The 23588-nt window shown below is 46.3% G+C and carries 24 protein-coding genes; 9 read left to right on the top strand and 15 right to left on the bottom strand.

Features of this window, described 5'->3' with window-relative positions; genetic code table 11:
• The first annotated feature begins 76 nt into the window (after positions 1-76).
• The 3 genes from nfuA (at position 77) to cysQ (ending at position 2366) form a co-directional block, all read left to right on the top strand.
• Positions 77-661, top strand: coding sequence for a Fe-S biogenesis protein NfuA (gene nfuA, locus AB4583_RS14355; RefSeq protein WP_004741449.1), 585 nt, complete (start codon positions 77-79; stop codon positions 659-661).
• A 289-nt stretch (positions 662-950) separates the two neighbouring features.
• Positions 951-1502: an ADP compounds hydrolase NudE gene (gene nudE, locus AB4583_RS14350; protein WP_017062476.1), complete on the top strand. Its 552-nt coding sequence runs from the start codon at positions 951-953 to the stop codon at positions 1500-1502.
• A gap of 36 nt (positions 1503-1538) precedes the next feature.
• On the top strand, positions 1539-2366 hold the full coding sequence (gene cysQ / locus AB4583_RS14345; RefSeq protein WP_372117916.1) for a 3'(2'),5'-bisphosphate nucleotidase CysQ: 828 nt from the start codon (positions 1539-1541) through the stop codon (positions 2364-2366).
• A 119-nt stretch (positions 2367-2485) separates the two neighbouring features.
• Here cysQ and AB4583_RS14340 read toward each other — a convergent pair whose 3' ends face one another.
• From AB4583_RS14340 to gspC, 12 genes are all read right to left on the bottom strand, one after another.
• On the bottom strand, positions 2486-3265 hold the full coding sequence (locus tag AB4583_RS14340) for a type II secretion system protein N (protein ID WP_017063075.1): 780 nt from the start codon (positions 3263-3265) through the stop codon (positions 2486-2488).
• 1 nt (position 3266) lies between these two features.
• Positions 3267-3755, bottom strand: a complete 489-nt coding sequence (locus AB4583_RS14335) for a type II secretion system protein M (protein ID WP_017070117.1) — start codon at positions 3753-3755, stop codon at positions 3267-3269.
• Positions 3756-3775: 20 nt separating this feature from the next.
• On the bottom strand, positions 3776-5005 hold the full coding sequence (gene gspL / locus AB4583_RS14330) for a type II secretion system protein GspL (RefSeq protein WP_372117912.1): 1230 nt from the start codon (positions 5003-5005) through the stop codon (positions 3776-3778).
• Complete coding sequence (gene gspK, locus AB4583_RS14325) at positions 4974-6023, bottom strand: type II secretion system minor pseudopilin GspK (RefSeq protein ID WP_017062481.1); 1050 nt, start codon at positions 6021-6023, stop codon at positions 4974-4976. Before gspK ends, gspL begins: the two co-directional genes overlap by 32 nt.
• A complete protein-coding gene (gspJ, locus tag AB4583_RS14320) occupies positions 6007-6774 on the bottom strand; it encodes a type II secretion system minor pseudopilin GspJ (protein ID WP_017063073.1) in 768 nt (255 codons plus the stop codon). Before gspJ ends, gspK begins: the two co-directional genes overlap by 17 nt.
• On the bottom strand, positions 6761-7156 hold the full coding sequence (gene gspI / locus AB4583_RS14315; protein WP_017062483.1) for a type II secretion system minor pseudopilin GspI: 396 nt from the start codon (positions 7154-7156) through the stop codon (positions 6761-6763). Before gspI ends, gspJ begins: the two co-directional genes overlap by 14 nt.
• Positions 7143-7736 (bottom strand): type II secretion system minor pseudopilin GspH, encoded by a 594-nt coding sequence (gene gspH, locus AB4583_RS14310; protein ID WP_017062484.1) that lies wholly within the window; start codon positions 7734-7736, stop codon positions 7143-7145. Before gspH ends, gspI begins: the two co-directional genes overlap by 14 nt.
• Before the next feature lie 96 nt (positions 7737-7832).
• Positions 7833-8276 (bottom strand): type II secretion system major pseudopilin GspG, encoded by a 444-nt coding sequence (gene gspG / locus AB4583_RS14305; protein ID WP_017062485.1) that lies wholly within the window; start codon positions 8274-8276, stop codon positions 7833-7835.
• 88 nt (positions 8277-8364) lie between these two features.
• Positions 8365-9585: a type II secretion system inner membrane protein GspF gene (gene gspF, locus AB4583_RS14300; protein ID WP_017070113.1), complete on the bottom strand. Its 1221-nt coding sequence runs from the start codon at positions 9583-9585 to the stop codon at positions 8365-8367.
• Position 9586: 1 nt separating this feature from the next.
• Positions 9587-11089 carry a type II secretion system ATPase GspE gene (gene gspE, locus AB4583_RS14295; protein ID WP_372117909.1) on the bottom strand — a complete coding sequence of 501 codons (1503 nt, stop codon included), beginning with the start codon at positions 11087-11089 and terminating at the stop codon, positions 9587-9589.
• Entirely contained in the window at positions 11089-13113 is a 2025-nt protein-coding gene (gene gspD / locus AB4583_RS14290; protein WP_372117906.1) for a type II secretion system secretin GspD, read from the bottom strand. The genes gspE and gspD overlap by 1 nt, the downstream gene beginning before the upstream one ends.
• Before the next feature lie 41 nt (positions 13114-13154).
• Positions 13155-14036, bottom strand: a complete 882-nt coding sequence (gspC, locus tag AB4583_RS14285; protein ID WP_372117903.1) for a type II secretion system protein GspC — start codon at positions 14034-14036, stop codon at positions 13155-13157.
• A 331-nt stretch (positions 14037-14367) separates the two neighbouring features.
• Between gspC and hslR the strand changes: the two genes are divergently transcribed.
• The 4 genes from hslR to AB4583_RS14265 all read left to right on the top strand — a co-directional run bounded on the left by hslR (position 14368) and on the right by AB4583_RS14265 (position 19754).
• A complete protein-coding gene (gene hslR, locus AB4583_RS14280; protein WP_017062490.1) occupies positions 14368-14754 on the top strand; it encodes a ribosome-associated heat shock protein Hsp15 in 387 nt (128 codons plus the stop codon).
• 18 nt (positions 14755-14772) lie between these two features.
• On the top strand, positions 14773-15666 hold the full coding sequence (hslO, locus tag AB4583_RS14275) for an Hsp33 family molecular chaperone HslO (protein ID WP_017063067.1): 894 nt from the start codon (positions 14773-14775) through the stop codon (positions 15664-15666).
• Between the two features lie 337 nt (positions 15667-16003).
• Positions 16004-17629 carry a phosphoenolpyruvate carboxykinase (ATP) gene (gene pckA / locus AB4583_RS14270; protein ID WP_136977385.1) on the top strand — a complete coding sequence of 542 codons (1626 nt, stop codon included), beginning with the start codon at positions 16004-16006 and terminating at the stop codon, positions 17627-17629.
• 154 nt (positions 17630-17783) lie between these two features.
• Positions 17784-19754, top strand: a complete 1971-nt coding sequence (locus tag AB4583_RS14265) for an AsmA family protein (RefSeq protein WP_372117899.1) — start codon at positions 17784-17786, stop codon at positions 19752-19754.
• Positions 19755-19791: 37 nt separating this feature from the next.
• Here the strand turns inward: AB4583_RS14265 and AB4583_RS14260 are convergent, their stop codons facing one another.
• The 3 genes from AB4583_RS14260 to AB4583_RS14250 are packed head-to-tail and all read right to left on the bottom strand — an operon-like array spanning position 19792 to position 22091.
• Positions 19792-20727, bottom strand: coding sequence for a YiiD C-terminal domain-containing protein (locus AB4583_RS14260; protein ID WP_372117896.1), 936 nt, complete (start codon positions 20725-20727; stop codon positions 19792-19794).
• A gap of 16 nt (positions 20728-20743) precedes the next feature.
• Positions 20744-21178, bottom strand: a complete 435-nt coding sequence (dtd, locus tag AB4583_RS14255; RefSeq protein WP_004735590.1) for a D-aminoacyl-tRNA deacylase — start codon at positions 21176-21178, stop codon at positions 20744-20746.
• Entirely contained in the window at positions 21150-22091 is a 942-nt protein-coding gene (locus AB4583_RS14250; RefSeq protein ID WP_372117893.1) for a virulence factor BrkB family protein, read from the bottom strand. The genes dtd and AB4583_RS14250 overlap by 29 nt, the downstream gene beginning before the upstream one ends.
• Positions 22092-22296: 205 nt before the next feature.
• On the opposite strand from AB4583_RS14250, the gene AB4583_RS14245 reads away from it, so the two are divergent.
• On the top strand, positions 22297-22938 hold the full coding sequence (locus AB4583_RS14245) for a DUF2959 domain-containing protein (protein ID WP_029235679.1): 642 nt from the start codon (positions 22297-22299) through the stop codon (positions 22936-22938).
• Between the two features lie 31 nt (positions 22939-22969).
• On the top strand, positions 22970-23500 hold the full coding sequence (locus AB4583_RS14240) for an AAA family ATPase (protein WP_372117889.1): 531 nt from the start codon (positions 22970-22972) through the stop codon (positions 23498-23500).
• Positions 23501-23588: the final 88 nt, after the last annotated feature.

Raw genomic sequence — 23588 nt, 5'->3', positions numbered from 1 at the left:
CAAAAAAGGGCTGAATTACAAATCTGACAGGAGTAGAATGGCGCTAATAACCTACAAATCTACTCAGGTATTCGTCGTGTCAAATATTACTATTACAGAAACAGCTCAAACTCACTTTGCCAATCTGCTGTCACAGCAGCCTGAAGGTACAAACATTCGTGTGTTCGTGGTAAACCCAGGCACACAAAACGCTGAGTGTGGTGTTTCTTACTGCCCAACAGATGCTATCGAAGCGTCTGACACAGAGCTTAAATTCGAAGCTTTCTCTGCATACGTAGATGAGCTAAGCCTACCGTTCCTAGATGAAGCTGAAATTGACTTCGTTACTGACAAAATGGGCTCTCAGCTAACGCTTAAAGCACCAAACGCTAAGATGCGTAAAGTCGCAGACGATGCACCACTTCTAGAACGTGTTGAATACGCAATTCAAACACAAGTTAACCCACAACTTGCTGGTCACGGCGGTCACGTTAGCTTGGTAGAAATCACTGAAGACGGCGCAGCTATTGTAGCATTCGGTGGTGGTTGTAACGGTTGTTCTATGGTTGATGTAACGCTAAAAGAAGGCATCGAGAAAGAACTTCTTCAACAGTTTGAAGGTGAACTGACTGCTGTTCGTGATGCAACTGAGCACGATCGTGGTGAGCACTCTTACTACTAATCACTGATTTAGTGTTAGTTGTTATTTGAAAGGTTGATGCGCAAGCATCAACCTTTTTTGTTATGTGGATAAGCAAGTTAGGACTATCGCGTTCTCTCTATACTCTTTTGCTATACAACCATATTTTCACCTCGTTACCATCTTGAGTAAGGTATTCAAGTGATCGTAATCGATTCCTGCTTCAATAATTTTCGGATATGAAAACTCGGATCTAGGAACTCAAGGTCATTTCCCCTATATTAGAATGACTTTATAAGAAAGAATTCCAATGAGCTAAGGAGCGAGCGCAATGACGAAAAGGACCAAGCCAGAGATTTTGGCTAAACAAACTGTCGCTCAATCAAGACTATTCTCTATCGAGTCTCTCGACTTACGCTTTTCAAACGGCGAAGAGCGCACTTACGAACGCATGAAGCCCAGCGGGCGCAACGCAGTGATGATGGTTCCTATTACTGAGCAAGGCGATATTCTATTAGTACGTGAATATGCAGCGGGAACTGAACGCTACGAACTTGGCTTTCCAAAAGGGCTGATTGATCCAGGTGAGCAGCCAAACGAAGCCGCCGTTCGCGAACTCAAAGAAGAGATAGGCTTCGGTGCCAACAAGCTTACTCCGCTGAAGGAAGTGATCCTTGCACCCTCTTACTTCTCTAGCAAAATGACGCTGTTTATTGCAGAAGACCTCTACCCTGAAAAGCTAGAAGGTGATGAGCCAGAGCCTCTCGATATTGTGCGCTGGCCACTTGCTCAAGCCGAAGAACTGTTAACACATCTCGATTTCTGTGAGGCTCGGAGTATTACAGCCCTGCTTTTAAGCCTTCGTGTATTAAACAATAACTAGAACATTCAGGCTCGCTCTAAGAGTAAGAGAACATTTATGCCAATAACAAAAGATTTGTCTCACCTCCTACCCTCTGTCATTGAGATTGCTCGCTCTGCTGGTCAACTCATCTTAGAGATCTACGAGAAAAAGGATTACGAAGAGTTCATTAAGAGTGATGACACTCCAGTAACCAGTGCCGATCTTGCAGCACATAAGCTGATATTAAAAAAACTCAGTGAATTGACGCCTGATATTCCCGTATTATCCGAAGAAGACGCAGACATCAGCCTAGAGCAACGCTCTCAATGGGATCGCTACTGGTTAGTTGACCCACTGGACGGCACCCAGGAGTTCATCGCACGAAGTGGTGATTTCGCGACAATTATCGCCCTAATCGAGCATAACAAGCCAGTGATGGGCGTGGTATACGCACCCGTTTCAGGTGTGAGCTATTACGCTTACAGTGGCAAAGGCGCTTGGAAGATCCCAGACCTTAATGACAGCGTGAAAATCAAAACGCATCGTCACGAGCTGCTAAACCAGTCAATCGCCATGGCGATCAGCCGTCGCCAGGACATCAATCGCATCACTAGCCGTATGAGCTCAGCATGGAATTATGATTTGGTTCCTCTAGGCTCAGCAGCGCTTAAGGCCTGTTTAGTCGCAGAAGGCGCTGTGGATTGTTATCTGCGCCTTGGACCAACCGGAGAGTGGGATACCGCCGCAACGCAGTGCATTGTTGAAGAAGCTGGCGGACGTATCTTAAGTACTCAACTAGAACCGCTTTCGTACAATGAAAGAGAAACGCTAGAAAACCCGAACTTCATTGTACTCGGTGATGCAGATTTACCGTGGGTAGAAATTTTGCAAGGCAAAGACTAGGCGAGTTTGCTCCCTTTAACTGTCAGATATCCTCTAGATTCTCAGAACAAACAAAACGGGCACCTCAGTGAGGTGCCCGTTTTTTATATCTCGTAATTTAGTGACCCTTAGCCGTTTAGCTAAAAACGACCTTGATAAGTAAACTGGTACTTACCTTGGCTATCAGGATTACCCAACCATTTAAGCTGATTTTGCATCGTTGGCGGGAATTCAACACCCGGTTTAAACCACGCTGCAGATGTGTAGCGCTGGTTAGATGTTAGACTCGCTGAGAACTCACTGTCTACTTGAGTGCTCTTCTGAACGCCTTTGGCTGCAATTGTACTGTCTTCACAGGTTATGTCCGCAATCACAGGACCAAGGTCTAACGAACCAACAGGTGAATCGACTGCAGCACCAGACCAAGCCACAGTACCTTCACCAGACTGACACCAAGGTTGAGCATGAACCGCATGCTTGATCGTCAGCTCAACCTTTCCACCAATTGAAACCGGGACTGGAATGGCTGGGGCGTATTTCATCACGTTCATAGCAGGCATTGAGGCCACTAAGTTCTCTGCATACGCGCCACTCATGCTGTACCCGACACGCCCTTTACCTGACAAGTTCATGTCGCTGTTACGACCAAAACGAACCGCCAGTTCTGCTTTGGCTTGAAATAGCTTAGAAAACTGGAAGTCCCACTGCACTGAACCGTAATTAACACGCTGCCAGGCGATATTATTGGCGCTGCCCTGCCAAACCGTTCCTTCAACACCTTCAATATTCAAGCCACGCACAGCCGGTGCATGTTTGAGTACAAAAGAGGCCGGTAGATGCAGCAACAGACTAACCGAGAAAAAGACAATAAAGATGCCGCCAAAAAGTAAACCTAACTTCAAAGATAAACCGCGTTTCACATTAACCTCGTTTAAACTGTAGTCGGTTGACCTCAATAACCCCTGGGTTATCGGAGCGATCAATGTCCATAAACTCAACTTCGACACCCTGCTTCTCTTTCAAGTATGTCAGCCAATCTAAGAACTGATTAAAAGGCACAGGTTTCACCCAGACTTGCAGCATCTCGCCACGTGGTTGCACGCGTATTAGCTCGATATTAAAGCGACGCATAGAAGCTGGTACAGATTGATTCAGAGGCTGGCTCGCACTGATGCCACCACTGCCTCGCAACTCAACCACTTCATTGGCTTTATTGGTTACCCAAGCTAGAAGTTGCTTCTCACTTTGAATACGGCTCTGCGCAAGTTCAGCTCGCTGACTGAGTGGCTGGATTAGCCCCCAATAAACGACACCGACCACCAATAAAATTGAGCAACCAATCACTAATCGTTGCTCTCTTTGACTTATTGAAGTCCACCACGCTTGGAGTGGCTCAATCATATTTCTCATCACTGATCTCCTTACGCAGTTTATTGACGGGGTTTAAGGGTAAAGCTACCAAATACGGCATCACCATTACGATTCAATGGCCCTTGCTCAACGGTAAACTTCTCTTCAAGTTTCACTCGCGCAGTCTCGAAATATTGGAAGTCAGTACTTTTCGCTTCCAATCTCACCTCTGAGCGGTTGCCGTCGTAGCGAATACTATTCACTTCGATGGCTTTCACTTGTCCTAAAGTTTCTGGCAGTAACGCTAGCCATCCAAGTAAGGAATCACCATCACCCGAGCCACCATACTTCTTAGCTTCATCGTTCATCTGGCGCTTAAGGTAGCTGACCGTCGGAATACGTTGCTTGCCCGGAAGTACGCTTCTAAAAATACGTTCACTCTCCGTTCGGTACGCTTCGGCTTGTGCTTCGTACTGCTGAACCTTTAAGACTTGCTGAGTGACGATCACCGCCACCAGCAAACAAGCTGCGATCGCTACTTTTTGCCATACACGCCAGTACTTACTGAATGAAGATTTGGTTTTAAAGGTGCCAGTCAGTAAGTTTACGCCACTTGTAATGGCTTGTTGGCTCAGTAAAGACATCACCAGTTCAGCAGGTTTAGCTTGCCACTCAATGCCACTTTGCAGTTGAACGTCATCACTTGGCAGTGCGGTGTAGCTAAAAATCGTTGGTGATTGCTCTTCGTCATCTAAGGCAACCCAATCGCTTTGTAAGAACATCGCTAGCCACTCCTCATTGATCGACACTGCTTGATAGTTGCTTTGACGCAATAACCAATGTTGGTCGATCTGCAGCGCACTGATGCCCTGATCTTCTAAAGGCAACGCTAAGGTATCAGGCAATACTTTACGAAAGATAATGTTCGCTTCGCGGAAAGTATCCAGCGCCTGCTTAAGCCAATCACGTTCCACACCACACACTGTCGCGTGCGTTGCGTCTTTCTCTAAAATAGTCAGGTGTAAGTCTTCGATATCTTGTGCGACTTCGTCTTCTAATAAAAACGGCAGCATAGAATCGAACTGGCGAGCAGCACCTTTCGGGATCTCAACACGCTTAATTAAGCATTCATTTCCCGGCAATAAAGCGATACAGCTACGCTTTTCAGCGTAAGGCGTTAACTCATCCAGCTGCTCCCAGCTAGACAGTTCGCCACTTGCTATCACTTCTTGTTGGCTTGTCGACCAAACTAACCACTGCACAGGGCTTTGTGGTTCGCTACTCAGTCGAACGGTCAGAAACTCGCTCACTGATTCCTCCAAAACGACGGCGTACTACCGTCACTGTTTCTCGATTACTACTATAGAAAAGCGTCCGTATACGTACACGTGACTGCTCAACTAATACCTCTGCATCTAGCTCAAAATAGGCGCTATCTACAGTTAAATATGCTTTCGCTTTTTTGCTGACTTCGGCACTCACACCCACAATAGCAGGCTCAGCCATAAACGCATCCACCGTATCCCAACCATCGAATGGGCGTTTGTCTATCAGCTGTTTGGCATCCGATTCACTTAAGCCGGGGGCAAACATCGCTTCCAATAACGGCGCCTGCTTTTCCGTAAGAGTATTCACATTCAAACGGAAATCGTCGCTCGGCAGAGCACAAACAAAGGGGCGAACCTTATTCATCACCTCACCAGTGACTTGATAAACCGAGCGTAGCTCGGACTCATCGGCCATTAAGCCATTCGCTGCCAAATAAGATGGCTTCATCGCCTCATAAGTACTGTCTTCTACACCAGCTGAAGAGGTGGTTCGGGTATCACTATCAACAAATTCCCAGCTTGAATGTGCAATAACCTCGGCCTGATAAGGCTCAACATCTTGGTTTTCCAACAAGGTTTGCCAAACCGTAATTAAATAAGGTGTTTGGTTACTTGAAGTCGTCGCCACACCAGCCAACGCATTGAGATTAAAACATGCCTGAGCATCAACAATACGGCCTTTAACTTGACCATAATCCAACGGGTATACCTGTTCTTCTAACGCCCATGGTTGACTCAAGTTGACGGTATCACTGTCTTTGTAGCTTTGCCTAATGCCGTCTTGCACCAGCGCTTCGACACCAATGCTGTACCAGTAAGCCTGTTGGTAATTCAGTTGATTGCCCACGCGCTTAAATTGAGTAAACAGGCGTTCCGACATACTGCCTGCGATGGTTGCCATTATCGCCAGTAGCATCAGGATAATGATCAGCGCAACACCTCGCTGCTTGCGCCCCATGGCAGACCTTGTCAGTGCAAACTTATTAGTTCGATGAGTCATTATTCCCCTCATTACTACTTGAAGAGTCACTGTTTGAAGAATCATCGGCCTGATCTAGCGTGCCACCAGGGGTGAGATAAATACGCTCTATCTCACCATAATCTTTCAAGGTTAGCTTTAACCTTACCGCTTTCGGTAGCGATTTGTCGGCTTGCCACTCTTTCCCCCAGCGGCTTCCGTCATAAAACTCGAATTCCAAGCTTTCAACATCATCAAGCAAAGGCGTAATCACACCTTCTTGTCCTGCAGGAGTATCGGGGTAGCGCCACCACACACGCTCAAGCGTTTCTTCTTTAATGCGGTAACCCACTTTGGTGACTTCTCCGCGAGGAAACTGCTGCTGTGGGTTATGCCAGCCAAGGCGAGTAAACATGATGCCAACGCTGTCGGAATCCAGTAAATACTCTTTAATTAAGATCAGCTTAGATGATGCTTCTTCACCGTTGGTACGAAATTGTCGCACCGCCATCTGGCGAAAATCATTATCTAAAATGACTAAGCTACGTTGCAGTTGATTTAAACGAGCACTGCGCTCGATTGAAAGCTCGTTGCTGCGCTGAACCTGATTGACTACCTGATAAGCCGCCATGCTTAACGTGGCAAAGATAGCGATCGAGACCAAAACCTCAATTAAGGTAAAGCCTCTCCCTTTCGAAGATAGTCCTTGTTTACGAGGCACACGCTTATTGGCGGACATGCTCTTACTTAGCGACTTGCTCTGAGCTAACGACACGCTTTTACTTGACCACATAGCTGCGCACCGTGACCACTGGAGAAGCTTGTTTACTGGTTGCCACACTCACATCAAACGCCTTTAATAAATCATCGCTAGTATCGATTGGCGTGACCTTCCAAAACCACTCTCTCTCGGCCAACTCTTGTGTGCCCTGCGCTTTTTTTAGCTTCTCAGGATGCAGCATCACCAAAGCCATTTGATTATCAACGACCATAGCCGCGAAGGTTTTTTCTTCGAGATAACTGAGGGTATTGATGTGCTGAGTAACAGCACGAATCACACTGATCGCCGCAGTCGCAAAGATAGCGAGCGCAACCAATACCTCAAGCAGCGTCATTCCTCGAGAACCAAGGGGCATACCACGAAAACGATAAGGAGAACGGTTATTCCTCTTCATCTTCTTCTCCCGGTTCTAGCAGTCGAATCACACCATTGTCCAATACTCGAATACGCCAACCATCTTGTATGGTGTCTCCGGTATTTGGATAAAACGACAATACAAATGGCGTCATTTCAGCACTCGACAAGATGTAGATCTGTGGTGGTTTCGGCTTCTTTTCCTCTTCAAGATCAGCAAACATATCTTCATCAAACAAGCTTCCTGGGTTGAACAACCGATCATCGTCTTCCCATGCGCCACCACCTAAGGTCAGTGACAATGCGAGTTCTTCCGGTAGTTCAGTTAAAGAGGGGATTTTTTCAAAATCGACTTCTTGCCAGCCTTCAGACTTAAGCGCCATCAGTACATAGGTCGATTTCTTTTCATCAACTCGAACGCCAAAATCTAAGCCGCTCAAAATAGCCTCTTCATTGAGTAATTGAACTCGCTGATAAAAGCTTTGAGCGTATTTTTTAGCAACATCTTTGCTATTGGTAGGAATGGTCGCGATCACCGCAACCGCCGTTACTGACAGTAGTACCAACACCAAGAGAATCTCAATCAAGGTGAAACCTGGCTGTGTTTGCTTAGTTTTCACCTTTAGACTCCATCTGTTTACGTCCTACCATCAATAACGTATCAAGCATCAATAACGTATCAAGCATCAATAACGAATCAAACAATAAGCTGAAGCTTATTGGAAATCCTGCATGTTCCAGTTGCCGATATCCGCCGCAATACCTTCACCACCTTCTTGGCCATCAGCACCAAGAGTGAAAATATCAATAGTGCCGTTATCACCAGGGCTTAGGTATTGGTACTCGTTACCCCATGGGTCGTTTGGCAGACGCTTGATGTAGCCACCGTCGCGGTAGTTACGAGGCTCTGGGCTGCTTGGCTTAGAAACCAATGCATCAAGACCTTGATCCGTTGTTGGGTAAACGCTGTTATCCAGTTTGTACATATCTAGCGCGTTCTCTAGCGCCACAATATCAGTGATGGCTTTTTGTTGGTCAGCCTTCTCTTTGTTACCCAATAGGTTAGGTACAACAAAGCTCGCCAATACGCCAAGGATAACCACAACAACCATCACTTCTAATAGGGTAAAGCCTGATTGTTTCTTCATTCTGTTTTTCATTATTTTCTCCAAATTACAGACAGCGAGTTGAAGGTAATAATGTCCTTCTTCTCGTTAATCCAAAAACTAACGTCTTATGAGCAGTTGATTAACCACTCATCAAATTATTCATTTCAAGCATCGGCATCAGAGTCGCCATCACAATGAACAGTACTAAGCCTGCCATCAAAGCGATAAGTGCTGGCGTAAAGATACCTAATGCGATATTCACGGTAGATTCAAAGCTTTGGTCTTGGTTGTCCGCCGCTCTTGTCAGCATCTGTTCCAACTGACCACTCTGCTCACCACTGGCGATCATATGCAGCATCATTGGAGGGAAGAGTTTGGTTTGATCGAGCGCTTTACGCAGGCTTGCCCCTTCTCTAACACTGTCTGACGCCTGCAGTACTTGTTGCTTCACATGGTGATTCGACATTACATCAACCGCAACCTTCATCCCCTCAAGGATAGGAATCGCACTCGAGGTACAGATAGAGAGTGTTCGTGCAAAACGAGAGGTATTAATTCCTTTCGCGATCTTGCCGATCAGTGGAATGCTTAATAGCTTGCGATCCCAACTCATGCGAACACCCGGCTTTTTCAGAGCGGTCTTAATCAACACAATCACACCGATGATCAACAACAGTAATTGGATGCCCCAATTCTGGATAAATTCACTCGATGCCAATAAAAATTGTGTCGATTGAGGAAGTTCTTGGCCCATTTGGATAATCGGTTCAACGATCTTAGGTACCACGGTTGCCAGCAGGAACGAAACAATCGTCACCGCAAACACCACCAGCACCACAGGGTAGATCATCGCTTGCAGCAACTTAGAGCGCATCTTCTGACGGTTTTCTGCGTAATCAGCCAGTCGCTCCAATACCGCATCTAAGTGACCCGATTTCTCACCAGCCGCGACCATGGCTCTAAACAGTTCATCAAAGATATGTGGGTAATCAGCCAAGCTATCGGCTAGCGAATAACCTTCCGTTACCTTCGAACGAACCGCCAGTAACATGGTTCGAATACGTGGCTTTTCAGATTGCTCCGCCACGGCTTTCAAGCACTCTTCTAGCGGCATGCCTGATTGCACCAAGGTGGAAATTTGGCGAGTAATCAAAGCAAGGTCTGGCGTGCTGATACCACGCTTAAAGCTGGTCGAAGGCTGTGCACCTTTCGTCGTTTTAGCTTTAGCTTCGGTCATCTCAACCGGCATCAAGCCTTGTTCTTTGATTCTTTGGCGAGCCTGACGAGCATTATCTGCTTCAATTGAGCCCTTTTTGCTCTTACCCTTGGCATCCAGCGCTTTGTATTCAAATGCCGCCATACTAGACTTCCTTGGTCACACGCATCACTTCTTCTAAGGACGTTACCCCTTTCAGAACTTTGCTCAAGCCATCATCTCGAATACTTGGTGTTGTGCCACGAATTGCTTTCTCAATCGCCTGTTCGCCAGCCTCACTGTGAATCAGTTCTTGTACCGAATCGTCAATCATCAATAGCTCATGAATACCAGTACGACCTCGATAACCCTTATGGCCACACTCTTCACAACCTTTGGCATGGTAAAGCGTCAGGCTTTCTTTCTTCTTCAACCCAAACAGTTTCTTCTGCTCTTTATCGGCTTCATAAGGTTCTTTACATTCGTTACATAAAGTACGAACCAGGCGCTGAGCCAAAACACCCAGCAGCGAAGAAGAGATCAAGAAGGGTTCGATGCCCATATCACGCAGACGCGTAATTGCACCGATTGCCGTATTGGTGTGAAGGGTCGACATCACTAAGTGACCGGTCAAAGAGGCTTGAACAGCGATCTCTGCGGTCTCTAAGTCACGTATCTCACCAATCATTACCACATCGGGATCTTGACGAAGAATCGCACGTAAACCACGCGCAAAGGTCATATCAACCTTAGGGTTCACTTGTGTTTGACCAATGCCATCAATATCAAATTCAATTGGGTCTTCAACGGTAAGGATGTTGCGTTCGTTGCTGTTAAGCTCTTGCAGGCCAGCGTACAAAGTGGTTGATTTACCTGAGCCTGTCGGGCCAGTCACCAAGATAATGCCATGTGGGCGCTGAATCAGCTTACGGAAGTTTTCATGGTTTTCTGCTGTCATACCTAAACTGTGCAAGTCTAGACGAGTGGCGTTTTTGTCCAACAGACGCATTACCACACGCTCACCGTGCGAAGAAGGCATGGTTGAAACACGAACATCAACCGCTCGGCCACCAATACGCAGAGAGATACGGCCATCTTGTGGCACGCGTTTTTCCGCAATATCCAGTTTAGCCATAACCTTGACACGTGAAACCAATAGCGGAGCCAGTTTACGGCTTGGCGCTAGAACATCACGCAGCACACCATCAACTCGGAAACGGATACAAAGTGACTTTTCAAAGGTTTCGATATGAATATCCGAAGCACCTTCTTTGATCGCCTCACCCAGCATCGCATTGATTAACTTGATGATTGGCGCGTCGTCTTCTGATTCAAGTAAGTCTTCGTCTTGAGGCAGTTCTTCCGCTAGTGAGAAGAAGTCATCACTATCAGCACCAATGTCTTCCATGAGCTGACGAGCTTCTGACGAGTCACGCTGATAAGCATCGGTCAGTTTTTTATCAAACTCATCGAGAGTAATCGCTTGTGGCGTGAAACCATTTTTCACCACTCGACTCACTTCAATGATCGCCGCCGATTTCAGTGGCTCAACATAATAAAGTATCGGTGCGCGCTCTGGATGTTGATACTCCAACACCATCTTATAGCGATTCGCAAAGCTAAACGGCAAGCGCTGATAAGTACGTGCCGCCCCTACCAATTCAGCCATTATTCTGTTTCCATCTGATCAATGAAGGCTTGAAGTTCAGCCGGGTAATTCATGCTTTCGCCAAATTTAGGCAGTACCGGGATGTTATCGTCTGCCATTAATTTCAGTCCTTGCTCAGCCTTGTACAACTGCTCAGCACGGATGAAGTTGTATTTACGCTGCGTGATACCATCGGCTGTCATACCATCACGAATAATGGTTGGTTTGATGAAGACCATTAGGTTCTTTTTCTCAACCTGAGTACTGGTTGATTTGAACAGGTGTCCTAGAACAGGGATATCGCCCAAGAACGGCACCTTAGATTCACTTTCCAGCGCTCGCTCGTCAATCAAGCCACCCAGCACCAGCATTTGACCGTCTTGAACAATCACTGACGTATTTAGCTGACGCTTAGCAAAACGAACATCTACTGCCCCGTTTGCGCCTAATACGTTCGATACTTCTTGTTCTATTTGCAACTGAACTGAGTCACCTTCATTGATTTGTGGCACGACTTTTAGCTTGATACCCACTTCTTTACGTTCAACCGTTTGGAATGGGTTATCGTTACTTGAGCCTGCGGTCGAGCCAGTTAAAACAGGCACCTCTTCGCCCACAATGAACGACGCTTCGCCGTTATCCATCACGGTGATACTTGGAGAAGATAGGATATTTGAATTTGAATCGGTCGCTACTGCACTGATCAAGGCAGTCCAGTCACCCATCACTACGCTCATTGCCGCGCCATTAACGCCAGAAAGAGCAGAAGCTAACGTTGAGTAGTCACCGGATTCTGTGGTCGTTTCATTACGCAAAAAGGCGCCATTATCATCATAGACTGCGGTGGTCGTTTCAGTGTCTTTCGCTTCTTCTAAACCAACCATTACGCCACCGATTGACGCACCTGTGTTGCCATACTGAATCACAGCACCAGTATCAAGGTTACCCCATTGCACACCAAGGTTAATGCCATCACCCTCTGCCATCTCGACAATTAGGGCTTCAATCAATACTTGAGCACGACGAATATCCAACTGTGCGATCACATCTTGCAGCGCGTTCATGATGTCTGGTTGGGCGGTAATAACCAAAGAGTTGGTATCACTGTGAGCTGAGATCACCACTTTGTCACGTTGAGATGAGCTACCTTTAGTTGATGTTTGCTTCTCTGATTGCAGGTTGTCCGACACGCCTTTCAGCACATCGACTAAATCTTCTGCTTTGGCGTATTTAAGGTAAATTACTTGGTTGTTGCCCTTGGTTGCCATTTCCACATCAAGCTGTTCAATCAACCTTCTTAAACGGCTACGTACCTTAGGGTCACCTGAGATAAGGATCGCATTGGTACGTTCATCGGCAACTAATTTAGGTTGTAGGAAGGCTGGTGTGTTTTGGGCATCTGTGGTTTTGCTTAGTGCATCAACGATACGTACCATTTCTGCCGCAGAAGCATTCTTTAGCTCAACGACTTCAATCTCTTTATCACCCGCTTGGTCAACACGCTTGATGATTTCAGCTAAACGGTTTACTACCGCCGCTCGGCCTGTAATAAGGATGATGTTGGCTGGGTCGTAGTGCACAACGTTACCCGCGCCTGCATTGTCGTTTAGTTGACGAAGCAGAGGAGAAAGTTCACGAACCGATACATTACGAACCGTCACTACACGCGTCACTACGCTATCACCAGTGATTGAATCACGGTCACCAACAACGGGGATCGCCGAAGTTTTAGAGTCTTTGGCTTTGATGATCTTAAGAACACCCGAGTCCATTTCAACGACTGCGTAGCCATACACCTCTAGTACGTTTAAGAAGAAGCTGTAATATTGCTCTTCATTGAGTACATCATAACTGCGCACATCAATTTTCCCGCGTACCGAAGGGTCAACGATGATCGTCTTCTCTAAGTTGCGGCCAACAATATTAATAAACTCTTGAATGTCAGTGCCCTTAAAGCTGGCACTAAAATCACTCGCGATGGCTGCGGGTGTGCAGATCAAGCTTCCTGCCAATAACCATGCACTTTTCTTAAACCAATGCTTCACGTACTTCTCCTACACTTTCGTCCTTCGTTAGACGCAAAGTTTTAAAATTCAATAAACACTTCATGTTGTTGACCATCTCTCTCGACCACCAGATTTAGCTCTGTTAGTTCTGAGATGGAACGGAATATGTTGCCCATAGCAGCAGGGTCTGTCAGGTCTTGTCCATTTAACTGAGTGGCAATATCTCCGTTTTGGAGCCCAACAGAGTTAAAAAGTTCTGAATCTTTGCCAGGGCTCACACGATAACCGATCACTTTATCGTCACGCTTCACCTGAGACAGTCGAACATATTGGAAGATTTGTTGCGGATCTTTCATTATCTTCGCTTTAATTTCATCAAGCTTCTCTTCTGCTGAAGCCGGATTATTACCACGAACCGAAGAAGAGCTACGAGGTGGCGCAGGCGCTGATACAGCCAAACGCTTGTACTCAATACCTTCAAGCATCAAGGTTTCGTCTCGTCCTGAGTTATCAATGATAACGCGGTCGATTAATACCGCTTTTAACTTGGCTCGAGTGCCTTCAATCTCTTCATTAATTCCGTAGGTCGCTTGCGTGCCGCGATTGGCGATCACCGCTAAGCTCAGTTTTGGATTCGAGCTCGCGACTGCACCCACTAAAACGAGGTTTAATCGCGTCTTAGGCGCATCTTGGATAACTTGCTGTTCAACCACAGCGGGCGTGCTTGGGTTGTAAACACCAAACATGTTGCTCTGCTGCAAAGAAGAAATATCAAGGGTCGATTGAGGTGCTGAAGATGATGAAGCCGTTGCAGCCCAAGGCGCGACAGTTTGCTCAGCAGGTTCGATAAACCATGCAAGCTGTCCTATGATCCATGCGGAAGCTGCAATCAATACACAACAGGTCGCTAAGCTTAGTTTCTGCTGAAGTACAAATCCATTCTCTAATAAGCGGCTCAACATAGGAGAATTCCCTACGCGATTTTTGAGCTCTAAAAAGTTCACTTTCCTAGTCCCTTTTCATGACGACAAACGCTGCAAATCATTAAACTTTCAGCTTTTTTATTCATTCGTTCGATACCAAGCTTATTTAAGCAATAAGATCCTGAACTATATCATAGCAAATCGATAAATCGGCATAACATGGCTATTTTGTATTATGACTTGAAAAAAATGCCAACCGCCTCCACTTTAAGCTTCTACTTAATGTGATAAGCATCATCAAAAACATGTTGCGCACTGTTCGTTACAGTTAAACCGCATTCATTTCTCACTTAATAAGGCACAGCCCTATATGAAAACTGCTAATGAAGCTGTCAGACTCGATAAATGGTTGTGGGCAGCTCGTTTTTACAAAACCCGGTCTATTGCTCGCAACATGGTCGATGGTGGCAAAGTCCACTATAATGGTCAGCGCAGCAAGCCAAGTAAAATTGTCGAACTTGGGGCTGTGATTACACTGCGCCAAGGTAATGAAGAAAAGACGGTAACGATCGAGAAAATCTCAGCCCATCGTGGTGGAGCCCCGATCGCTCAAACCCTCTATGAAGAAACCACCGAAAGCTTGGCAAAAAGAGAAGAGTTTGCACAACAGCGCAAGCTAAATGCTCATAGCCCAGCACCAGAACGTCGTCCAGATAAAAAGCAACGTCGTGACATCATCAAGTTCAAGACTCAATAAGCTAGAAGGAATAGCCAAATGGCAGACCCAATGTCTACAAGTAATGTTTTAAATCGCTACCTATTTGAAGACCTATCAGTACGTGGTGAATTGGTACAGATGGACGAAGCGTACCAACAGATTATTTCTAGCAAGGAATACCCAGCTCCAGTACAAAAGCTGTTGGGTGAGCTACTGGTTTCAACGACGCTACTAACGGCGACCCTAAAGTTTGAAGGTTCTATCACGATGCAGCTGCAAGGTGACGGCCCAGTATCTCTAGCAGTTATCAATGGCGATCACGATCAGAAGATCCGTGGTGTTGCTCGCTTTGAAGGCGATATCGCAGACGACGCAGGTCTACACGCCCTAATGGGTAAAGGTCATCTAGTGATCACTATCGATCCTAAGAAAGGTGAGCGTTACCAAGGTATCGTTGGTCTTGAAGGTGACACGCTTGCACAAGTTCTTGAAGGCTACTTCGCTAACTCTGAACAGCTTAAGACTCGTCTATGGCTGCGCACTGGCGAGCATGAAGGCAAAGCACACGCTGCAGGTATGTTGCTACAAGTAATGCCTGACGGCACCGGTACTCCAGACGACTTCGAGCACCTAGAGCAACTAACAGACACCGTGAAAAACGAAGAGCTATTCACTCTAGAAGCGAACGAACTGCTTTACCGTTTGTACAACCAAGAGAAAGTACAGCTATTCACACCACAACCGGTTGAGTTCTTCTGTGGCTGTTCACGCGATCGAAGTGCAGCAGCAATCATTACTGTTGCTCAAGAAGAGATCTACGACATCCTAAGCACCGAAGGAAGCGTTGGTCTACACTGCGATTACTGTGGCACAAACTACTCGTTCGACAAGAATGATGTTGATGCACTGTACGCAGAAGCAGCAGATAAAGGCAGCAATACGGTTCATTAATTTACGGCGTACCAAAAACACGTAATTTACCCCAAAAAGGTCAGCACTCAGCTGGCCTTTTTTGTGATCAAAATAGCGCAAACTCCGTAACATCTCGTAATAAAATCACCGCTTAATTTTAATCAATTAATAATGTTCTCGCCCCTAGCGCAAAGGTTTGCGTACAGGATAGACTAGTTGGGCCAATATGTGACGAGACGCTTAAAACCCCATGGCTAATATGGATATTTTTTGAGCTATATCCCTGTTTCCCCCGAGCCTCGTTGCTAGCATGGTGAGCAGATAACAATAAAAAATTATTACAAAATCCCTACAAAATATCCTACAAGGAGCACCTATGACCGTTATGGAACATACTAAGGCTGCACAAATTGATCTAACTAAGCACGGACTGACTGGCGTTACCGAAGTTCTTCGTAATCCTAGCTACGAGCAGTTATTCGTTGAAGAAACACTGCCGGGTCTAGAAGGCTACGAAAAAGGCGTAGTAACGGAACTAGGCTCCGTTGCGGTTGATACTGGTATCTTTACTGGCCGCTCACCAAAAGATAAGTACATTGTTAAAGATGACACAACACGCGATACCATGTGGTGGTCAGATCAAGGCAAAAATGACAACAAACCGATTACCACTGAAGTATGGGACGAGCTGAAAGAGCTTGTAACAACTCAGCTATCTGGCAAGCGTCTGTTTGTCATCGACGGTTATTGTGGTGCTAACCCAGATACGCGTTTAAGTGTGCGTATTATCACTGAAGTAGCGTGGCAAGCGCACTTCGTTAAGAACATGTTCATTCGTCCAACCGACGAAGAACTAGCAACGTTCGAACCTGATTTCGTGGTAATGAACGGTGCTAAAACAACTAACCCTAACTGGGAAAAGCAGGGTCTAAACTCTGAAAACTTCGTTGCTTTCAACCTAACAGAGCGCGTTCAAATCATCGGTGGTACTTGGTACGGCGGTGAGATGAAGAAAGGCATGTTCGCAATGATGAACTACCTGCTTCCTCTGCAAGGCATTGCTTCAATGCACTGTAGTGCAAACGTCGGCGAGAAAGGCGATGTAGCCATCTTCTTCGGTCTATCTGGTACAGGTAAAACTACGCTTTCAACCGATCCTAAGCGTGAGCTAATCGGTGATGATGAGCACGGTTGGGATGACGATGGTATCTTCAACTTCGAAGGTGGTTGTTACGCGAAGACGATTCGTCTATCTAAAGAAGCAGAACCTGAAATCTACAATGCAATCCGTCGTGATGCACTACTAGAAAACGTAACGGTTCGTGGTGATGGTTCTATCGATTTTGATGACGGTTCAAAAACTGAGAACACTCGTGTTTCTTACCCGATTCACCACATCGATAACATCGTTAAACCAGTATCAAAAGCCGGTCACGCTCAAAAGGTTATCTTCCTGACTGCTGATGCATTCGGTGTACTGCCACCCGTTTCTAAACTGACTCCAGAACAAACGAAGTACCACTTCCTATCTGGCTTCACTGCAAAACTAGCGGGCACTGAGCGTGGTATTACTGAGCCAACGCCAACGTTCTCTGCGGCATTTGGTGCGGCATTCTTAACTCTCCACCCAACTCAGTACGCTGAAGTGCTTGTGAAGCGTATGGAAGCAGCTGGCGCTGAAGCTTACCTAGTGAACACAGGTTGGAACGGTACTGGTAAACGTATCTCTATCCAAGATACGCGAGGCATCATCGACGCTATCCTAGATGGCTCAATCGACAACGCTGAAACTAAGGTTATCCCTATGTTTAACCTAGAAGTGCCACTAGCGCTGCACGATGTTGACCCAGCGATCCTTGACCCACGCGATACGTACACTGACCCTCTACAATGGGAAAGCAAAGCGAAAGATCTAGCCGAGCGCTTCATCAACAACTTTGATAAGTACACAGACAACGCTGAAGGTAAGTCACTGGTTGCAGCTGGTCCTCAACTGGACTAATCCAACCATCTGCTCGGGCTTAGCCAAAAGCAAACGCCCAATTTAAAATGATATTTTTGTAGCAAGCCCCTCTTTTGAGGGGCTTTTTTGTTGATGCTTGACCCTTTTTGTTCCACTCTGTTTTAAGACTATTGAAATTTAAGGCTTTCAGGGAATGAAAAAGGTATTCATGGTGTTCGGCATTGTGTTGGCTATCGCCGTTGCAACTATCGCAGCGCTGCTATTAAGCCTGCAGACCCAATACCGTGCGGATGTTGCCAACTTTTTTATCAAACATACGATTGAACAACCTGTATTCATTGAAGATGTTGAGTATCAGGCGCCTTATCACATCACCTTAATGGGCATTACCCAAAGCCTACCAGAAAAGCAAACACCTCTGTATATCGACAAGATCGATCTTTGGTTCAGCCCCAGCTCGATGACAGAGGCCAAACTGGTCTTTGAATCTGTTTTGATCAGCGGCCTACAATTAGAGGCAGACGATCTAAAAACACTGACTTCTTTATTTACCAAGCTAAACATCAAGCTCCACCAGCTGGCCATCAACAATCTCGACTTTTCGACGCCAGAGTTTAATGCGCGAGGCATCGACCTGCAGATCTCCGCCCCAAAATGGAACAACGACAACTCACTTCTCCCTTATGGAAAAACCCAACTCTCTGCCTCACAACTGTATTGGCAAGGTGAAGCATTCGATAATCTGTTGATTGACCTAGACTTAAAACCTAGCGATAGCACGCTTTATGGTGCTTCATTTGACTGGCGTGGCGCCAAGATTTCCGGTCAAGCAGAGCAGTATCAACAAGATTGGTCGTTGGTGAACGTGACCGTCGATGGATTACGACTCAATCAGAAGCAGACCCAAAACCTACTAAGCAAAGAATGGGATGTGGCAGGTATTCAGATCAATCACATCAATAGCTTAGATATTCTACGCAGCGACGTAGAGTGGCAAGATGGCCACCTCGCTGCCTTTGATGCCTCATTAGAAAATATCCAACTGCCTTTTGAAATCTGGAAACAACAGAAAGCCATTTTTTCTCTACAGGCAGAAGGAGTGACCATTGATGATGACATGTTCATCGAGCCAAGCCTCAAGCTCAACCTAGAAGCAAACCGGATTCTGATTGAGGATTTCTATACTCAATTCCTGCAGGGCACTGTTCAGCTCAATGGCGAAGTCGCCCCTAGCAGCATTCAATTGGCGCAGCTCGACCTGCAAGGCATCAAGTGGATTACCGAAAACCAAGATAGCCCTCTACCGGCCGCTCGCCTATTGCCTTGGCTCACACAGCTCCAGAACGTCGAGATTAACCGACTTAATATAGAACGCAGCCAACTTATCCAACTAGCACAAACGCCTTACTGGCAGGTCTCTGGATTACATGTCGAGGGGCATCAAGTTCAACTGCTGCAAGATAGAAAACTGGGCTTGTGGCAAGGGAAGCTGATGGCGAGCGCCAATGATGCCAGCTACCAAAATATTCTCAGCGCACAGCCTGTGGTTGAGATGAATAGCGAACAAGGAAAATGGACGCTGACTCGTCTGTTTGCACCACTCAGGAATGGCTACATTGAAGCCAATGCAACGCTCGATTTTAACCAAATCAGCAAGCCATGGAGCTTAGATATTTCTGCCGATGGGTTACCCATTGCGCCTATGCTGCAGCGACTTGAATTACCACTCGATGCAACCGGCTATGGCGAGTTTGAACTTCAAGCCGCAGGTTTATATGGCGACTCACTGATGCTCGGTTACTCAACCACAGGGCAACTCACTGGCAGCGTTCGCCAGGGTGTGATGACCTTTAATGACAAGCTTTCTGAAACATCGACTGATAACGTGTTTGAAATTCCAGAGCTTAATGCGCATTTTGACCGTGGGCGCTTCACTCTCGAACCGATGCACATTATTGGTACGTCAGCAGCAGAGCAAGGCGAACAAAGGGTTCAAACGCTCAATGGCGAGGCTTCTGGAGAACTCGACTTGCTTAAAGCCGAGCAACACACCCTCTCGATTACCCTATCGGACCCATGTCATCAAATCTCAGGAAAGCTCACCCAAGCTGAGTATTCGGAGATTAACGACTGCCAACAAAAAAGCGCCACTCCTCAGGAGTAGCGCTTTCAGTCAATCTTTACAGTATTACCGGTGTTAGCTATTCGCTCCCATTTGAATCTGTCGAAAGTATCTTTTTATAGTCAGGGATCAGCATATAGGTTCCCGTAAACTCTACCGCTTCCACATCGCCGCTATGAATGGTCACGTGAATGATGATACGCGCCTTTCTTCCTGACGCAAGGCGGTCCAAGTCACCACTGATCCCATCCAATGAAGTAGAGGCAACAGGGTTTTGCTCAACTGGGTGACGATAACGAATATTACTGTCTGCCAGTACGATATCACCGGTCAACCCACGCTCTTTCATCAATAGCCAAGTCATACCCCAACCAGTTAAGGTCGCTAAGGTAAAGGCAGAGCCTGCAAACATGGTATTATGCGGGTTCAAGTTGGGATTCAGCTGAGCACTACACTCAAATTGGTAACCCGTGTATTGGTTGATCTTGATGCCCATCTTGTCACTGATCGGGATCTGATGTTCCCAGCGCTGCTGAAGCTCATTACACCACTCAGGCTTACGCAGAACGTCTGCCATTGGGTCAAGATGCTTAACCATCTGTTGGTGACGCACAGGGCCACGTTGATCGTTAATCTCACCGCGACGTTCAAATTCATTCTTCTCATAGAATGAGATCGCATCTTCACGTGCATTACACACCAAGCGCTTAGCACCTTCTTGGCGAGCCAATGACTCAAGTGCGACTAGAATCAACGAACCCATGCCTTTACTTTGGCGAGATTTCTTCACCGCCATATAGCGGATCTGACCTTCCAGATCTGGGGTGATATACAGACGACCAATCGCCATTGGGCGACCACGACCATCAACAATCATGCGATGGTGACTCATTGGGTCATATTCATCGCGCTCGGAACCTACCGGCATTCGCCAAGGTTCACGCAGCATCTGCCAACGAAAATGGTAATACTTGTTCAGTTGATTTTCGGTGGTCGGTGTTATCAGTTTAAACATGCTTATTCCTTTAAGCCTAAACCTGCAGCCAGAATGTCACTGGGCCATCATTAACCAAAGACACTTTCATGTCGGCTGCGAATCGGCCACGTTCCGTTGGTAACACTGATTCACACTGGTCAGAGAAATAGTTATAAAGACGCTCCGCATCTTCTGGGTGAGCACCACGAGAGAACCCTGCTCGAGTCCCTTTCTTGGTATCGGCCGGCAGAGTGAATTGAGACACCACTAATACCTTACCTTCTACTTGCTTCACGTTGAGGTTCATTTTATCGTCTTCGTCTCCAAAGACACGATAAGTGGTCACTCGTTCCATCAAACGTTTGGCTTTGGCTTCGTCGTCACCTTTTTCTACGCCTAACAAAACTAATAAGCCTTGTTCAATCTCACCAACTACTTCGCCATCAACACGGACGGCAGCTTCACTTACTCTCTGGATCAGTGCTATCACTGTTGTTTCCTTGCTCTGTGATTTTGTCTTTATCCGACGAGTGTACCATTTCTTTCGAGTCACTCCACTGTTCCTGCTCACCCAATGCAGCGGTCACCTCAGCACCCACCAGCACAATCAACCAGCACAAATAAACCCAGACAAAAAGAATGGGAATCGCCGCTAATGCGCCATAAATCAATTGGTAAGAAGGGAATTGAGTAATGTAAGCCGCGAAGCCTTTCTTACTGAGTTCGAACAACAGAGCCGCAACCAGAGAGCCCGCCGCCGCATGAGAAAAGTGTATCTTTTTGTTGGGAACCAACAGGTACAGACCGAAAAACGCAAAGAAAGAGAGAATCAAAGGAAGTTTGCGAATCACGGTGTTAAAGGCGCCAGACACCACTTCGTTTTGCAACAAGCTCAATGATGTCACATAAGAAGTGGCTGCAATGCTCGCCCCAACTAAAATAGGTCCAAGCGTGAGCACCATCCAGTACATAGAGAAAGACAGCACCGCTCGTCGCTTCTCATCGACACGCCAGATGTAGTTTAAGTTCTTATCAATATTCGAGATCAGCATCAGCGCTGCAATGAATAAGAACACACTACCTACCGCTGTCATTTTGCCAGTATTGGCGACAAACTCTAACAAGGCACCATGCACCGCATCCCCAGACGCAGGAACAAAGTTGGTAATAACGAAGTTTTGAATCACGAGCCCAACATCAGCAAAAATTGAGAATGACGACAAAATAGAGAGCAGAACCGTCAACATCGGCACAATTGAGAGCAAAGTAATGTACGCCAAGTACCCGGCATTCACGTTGACTCTATCATGCGTCATTCGCGCCAAAAGATAGCGAGAAAACTGAATACTGAGTGTGGCGACCTTTTTTATCTTCAACTTGTAACTCCCTTGTAACTCGTTCATAGTCCTAATTATTATTCCGATATATCAATCACAGTGAATAAGTGTTCAAAAATAGCGTAGGAAAAAGGCTTGAGAACAAGGCAGAGTTTTTTGACAAGTAGTTATTCTACAATCAAAAATTCTAACGCCGTTATCGAGCATTTTAACAAGCTAGGTTGAGCGGTTATTTACTACGATTGATATTATTTAACTATAGGAAACTAGGATGCCTTATTTAATAGTTATAGTCCTCTCTATTTTTACTCTTACTGGATGCCAGTCAGCTTATTACTCCGCCATGGAGCAAGTGGGCTATCACAAGCGTGACATTATGGTCGATAGAGTGGAAGACGCTAAAGAGTCGCAGCAGGATGCTCAGGAAGAGTTTACCAGCGCACTTGAAGCCTTGAGTAGCCTGACTAATTTCAGTGGCGGCGACCTTGAAGACATGTACAACCAAATCAACGATAAATACCAAGACAGCGAGAAAGCCGCGCAAAATGTCAGTGACCGCATTGCTGCGATTGAAGATGTGTCGGATGCGCTGTTTGAAGAGTGGCAGAGTGAGTTAGATCTCTACACCAGTGATTCACTGCGCCGCTCGAGCGAGCAAAAGCTTCGTGAAACTAAATCGTCTTACCAAAAGATGCTGTCAGCAATGAAGCGCGCCGAGAAGAAAATGGACCCCGTGCTCAATACCCTTCGCGACAACACGCTTTACTTGAAGCACAACCTCAATGCGAGCGCTGTCGGTTCACTGCAAGGTGAGTTTATGAGCTTAGAAAAAGACATCGCCTATGCAATAGAGCAGATGAATGCAGCGATTGCCGAATCGGATAAGTTCCTTGCTCAACTAAACCAGAAATAACGCCCGTAGGCACAAATAAAGATAAGCCCGTATGAACCCAATCATTATTACTGGCGGCCCTGGCGCCGGAAAAACCACATTGATCAATGCTTTGGGTGATGCGGGTTACCCCACCTTCGCTGAGTCCTCTCGCCAGTTAATCGAACAGCAGAGTCAACTTGAGAACGGTATCTTACCTTGGGTAGACCTTCCCGGCTTTGCTCGCCTATGTTTAACCGTCATGAGCGAACACAAAGACCAAGCCAGTCAGCATCCTGTTGCCTTTCTCGATCGCGCCATTCCAGATATCTGTGGCTACTTGGCTCAGGCGAAACTAGAGACAAACACAACCTACCGAGAAGCGAGCCAAGGTTATCACCCCCAAGTGTTGTTCTGTCGCCCTGAGGCTTCAATTTATGTACAAGATGATGTGAGACCTTATCCGTTTGAGGAGGCGTTAGAGATTCACCACGCGTTAGAAAGAGTCTACCAAGAACTTGGTTATGAGGTGGTTGAAGTGCCGTTTATGCCAGTCGAAGAACGGCTTCAATTCGTTGAGCGTTACTTAGGTATCAAAAGCTAGATCCCCAACTCGGTCGTTCCTCCCTCTTGAGGATGACGAAATCTCGTTTAACCGTATCTAAACAAACTAAAAATCGAGTAGGAGGAGG

The sequence above is a fragment of the Vibrio sp. 10N.222.49.C12 genome (assembly GCF_041475025.1).
Lineage (GTDB): Bacteria > Pseudomonadota > Gammaproteobacteria > Enterobacterales > Vibrionaceae > Vibrio > Vibrio crassostreae_C.
This window is presented reverse-complemented; position numbering and strand designations above follow the sequence as displayed.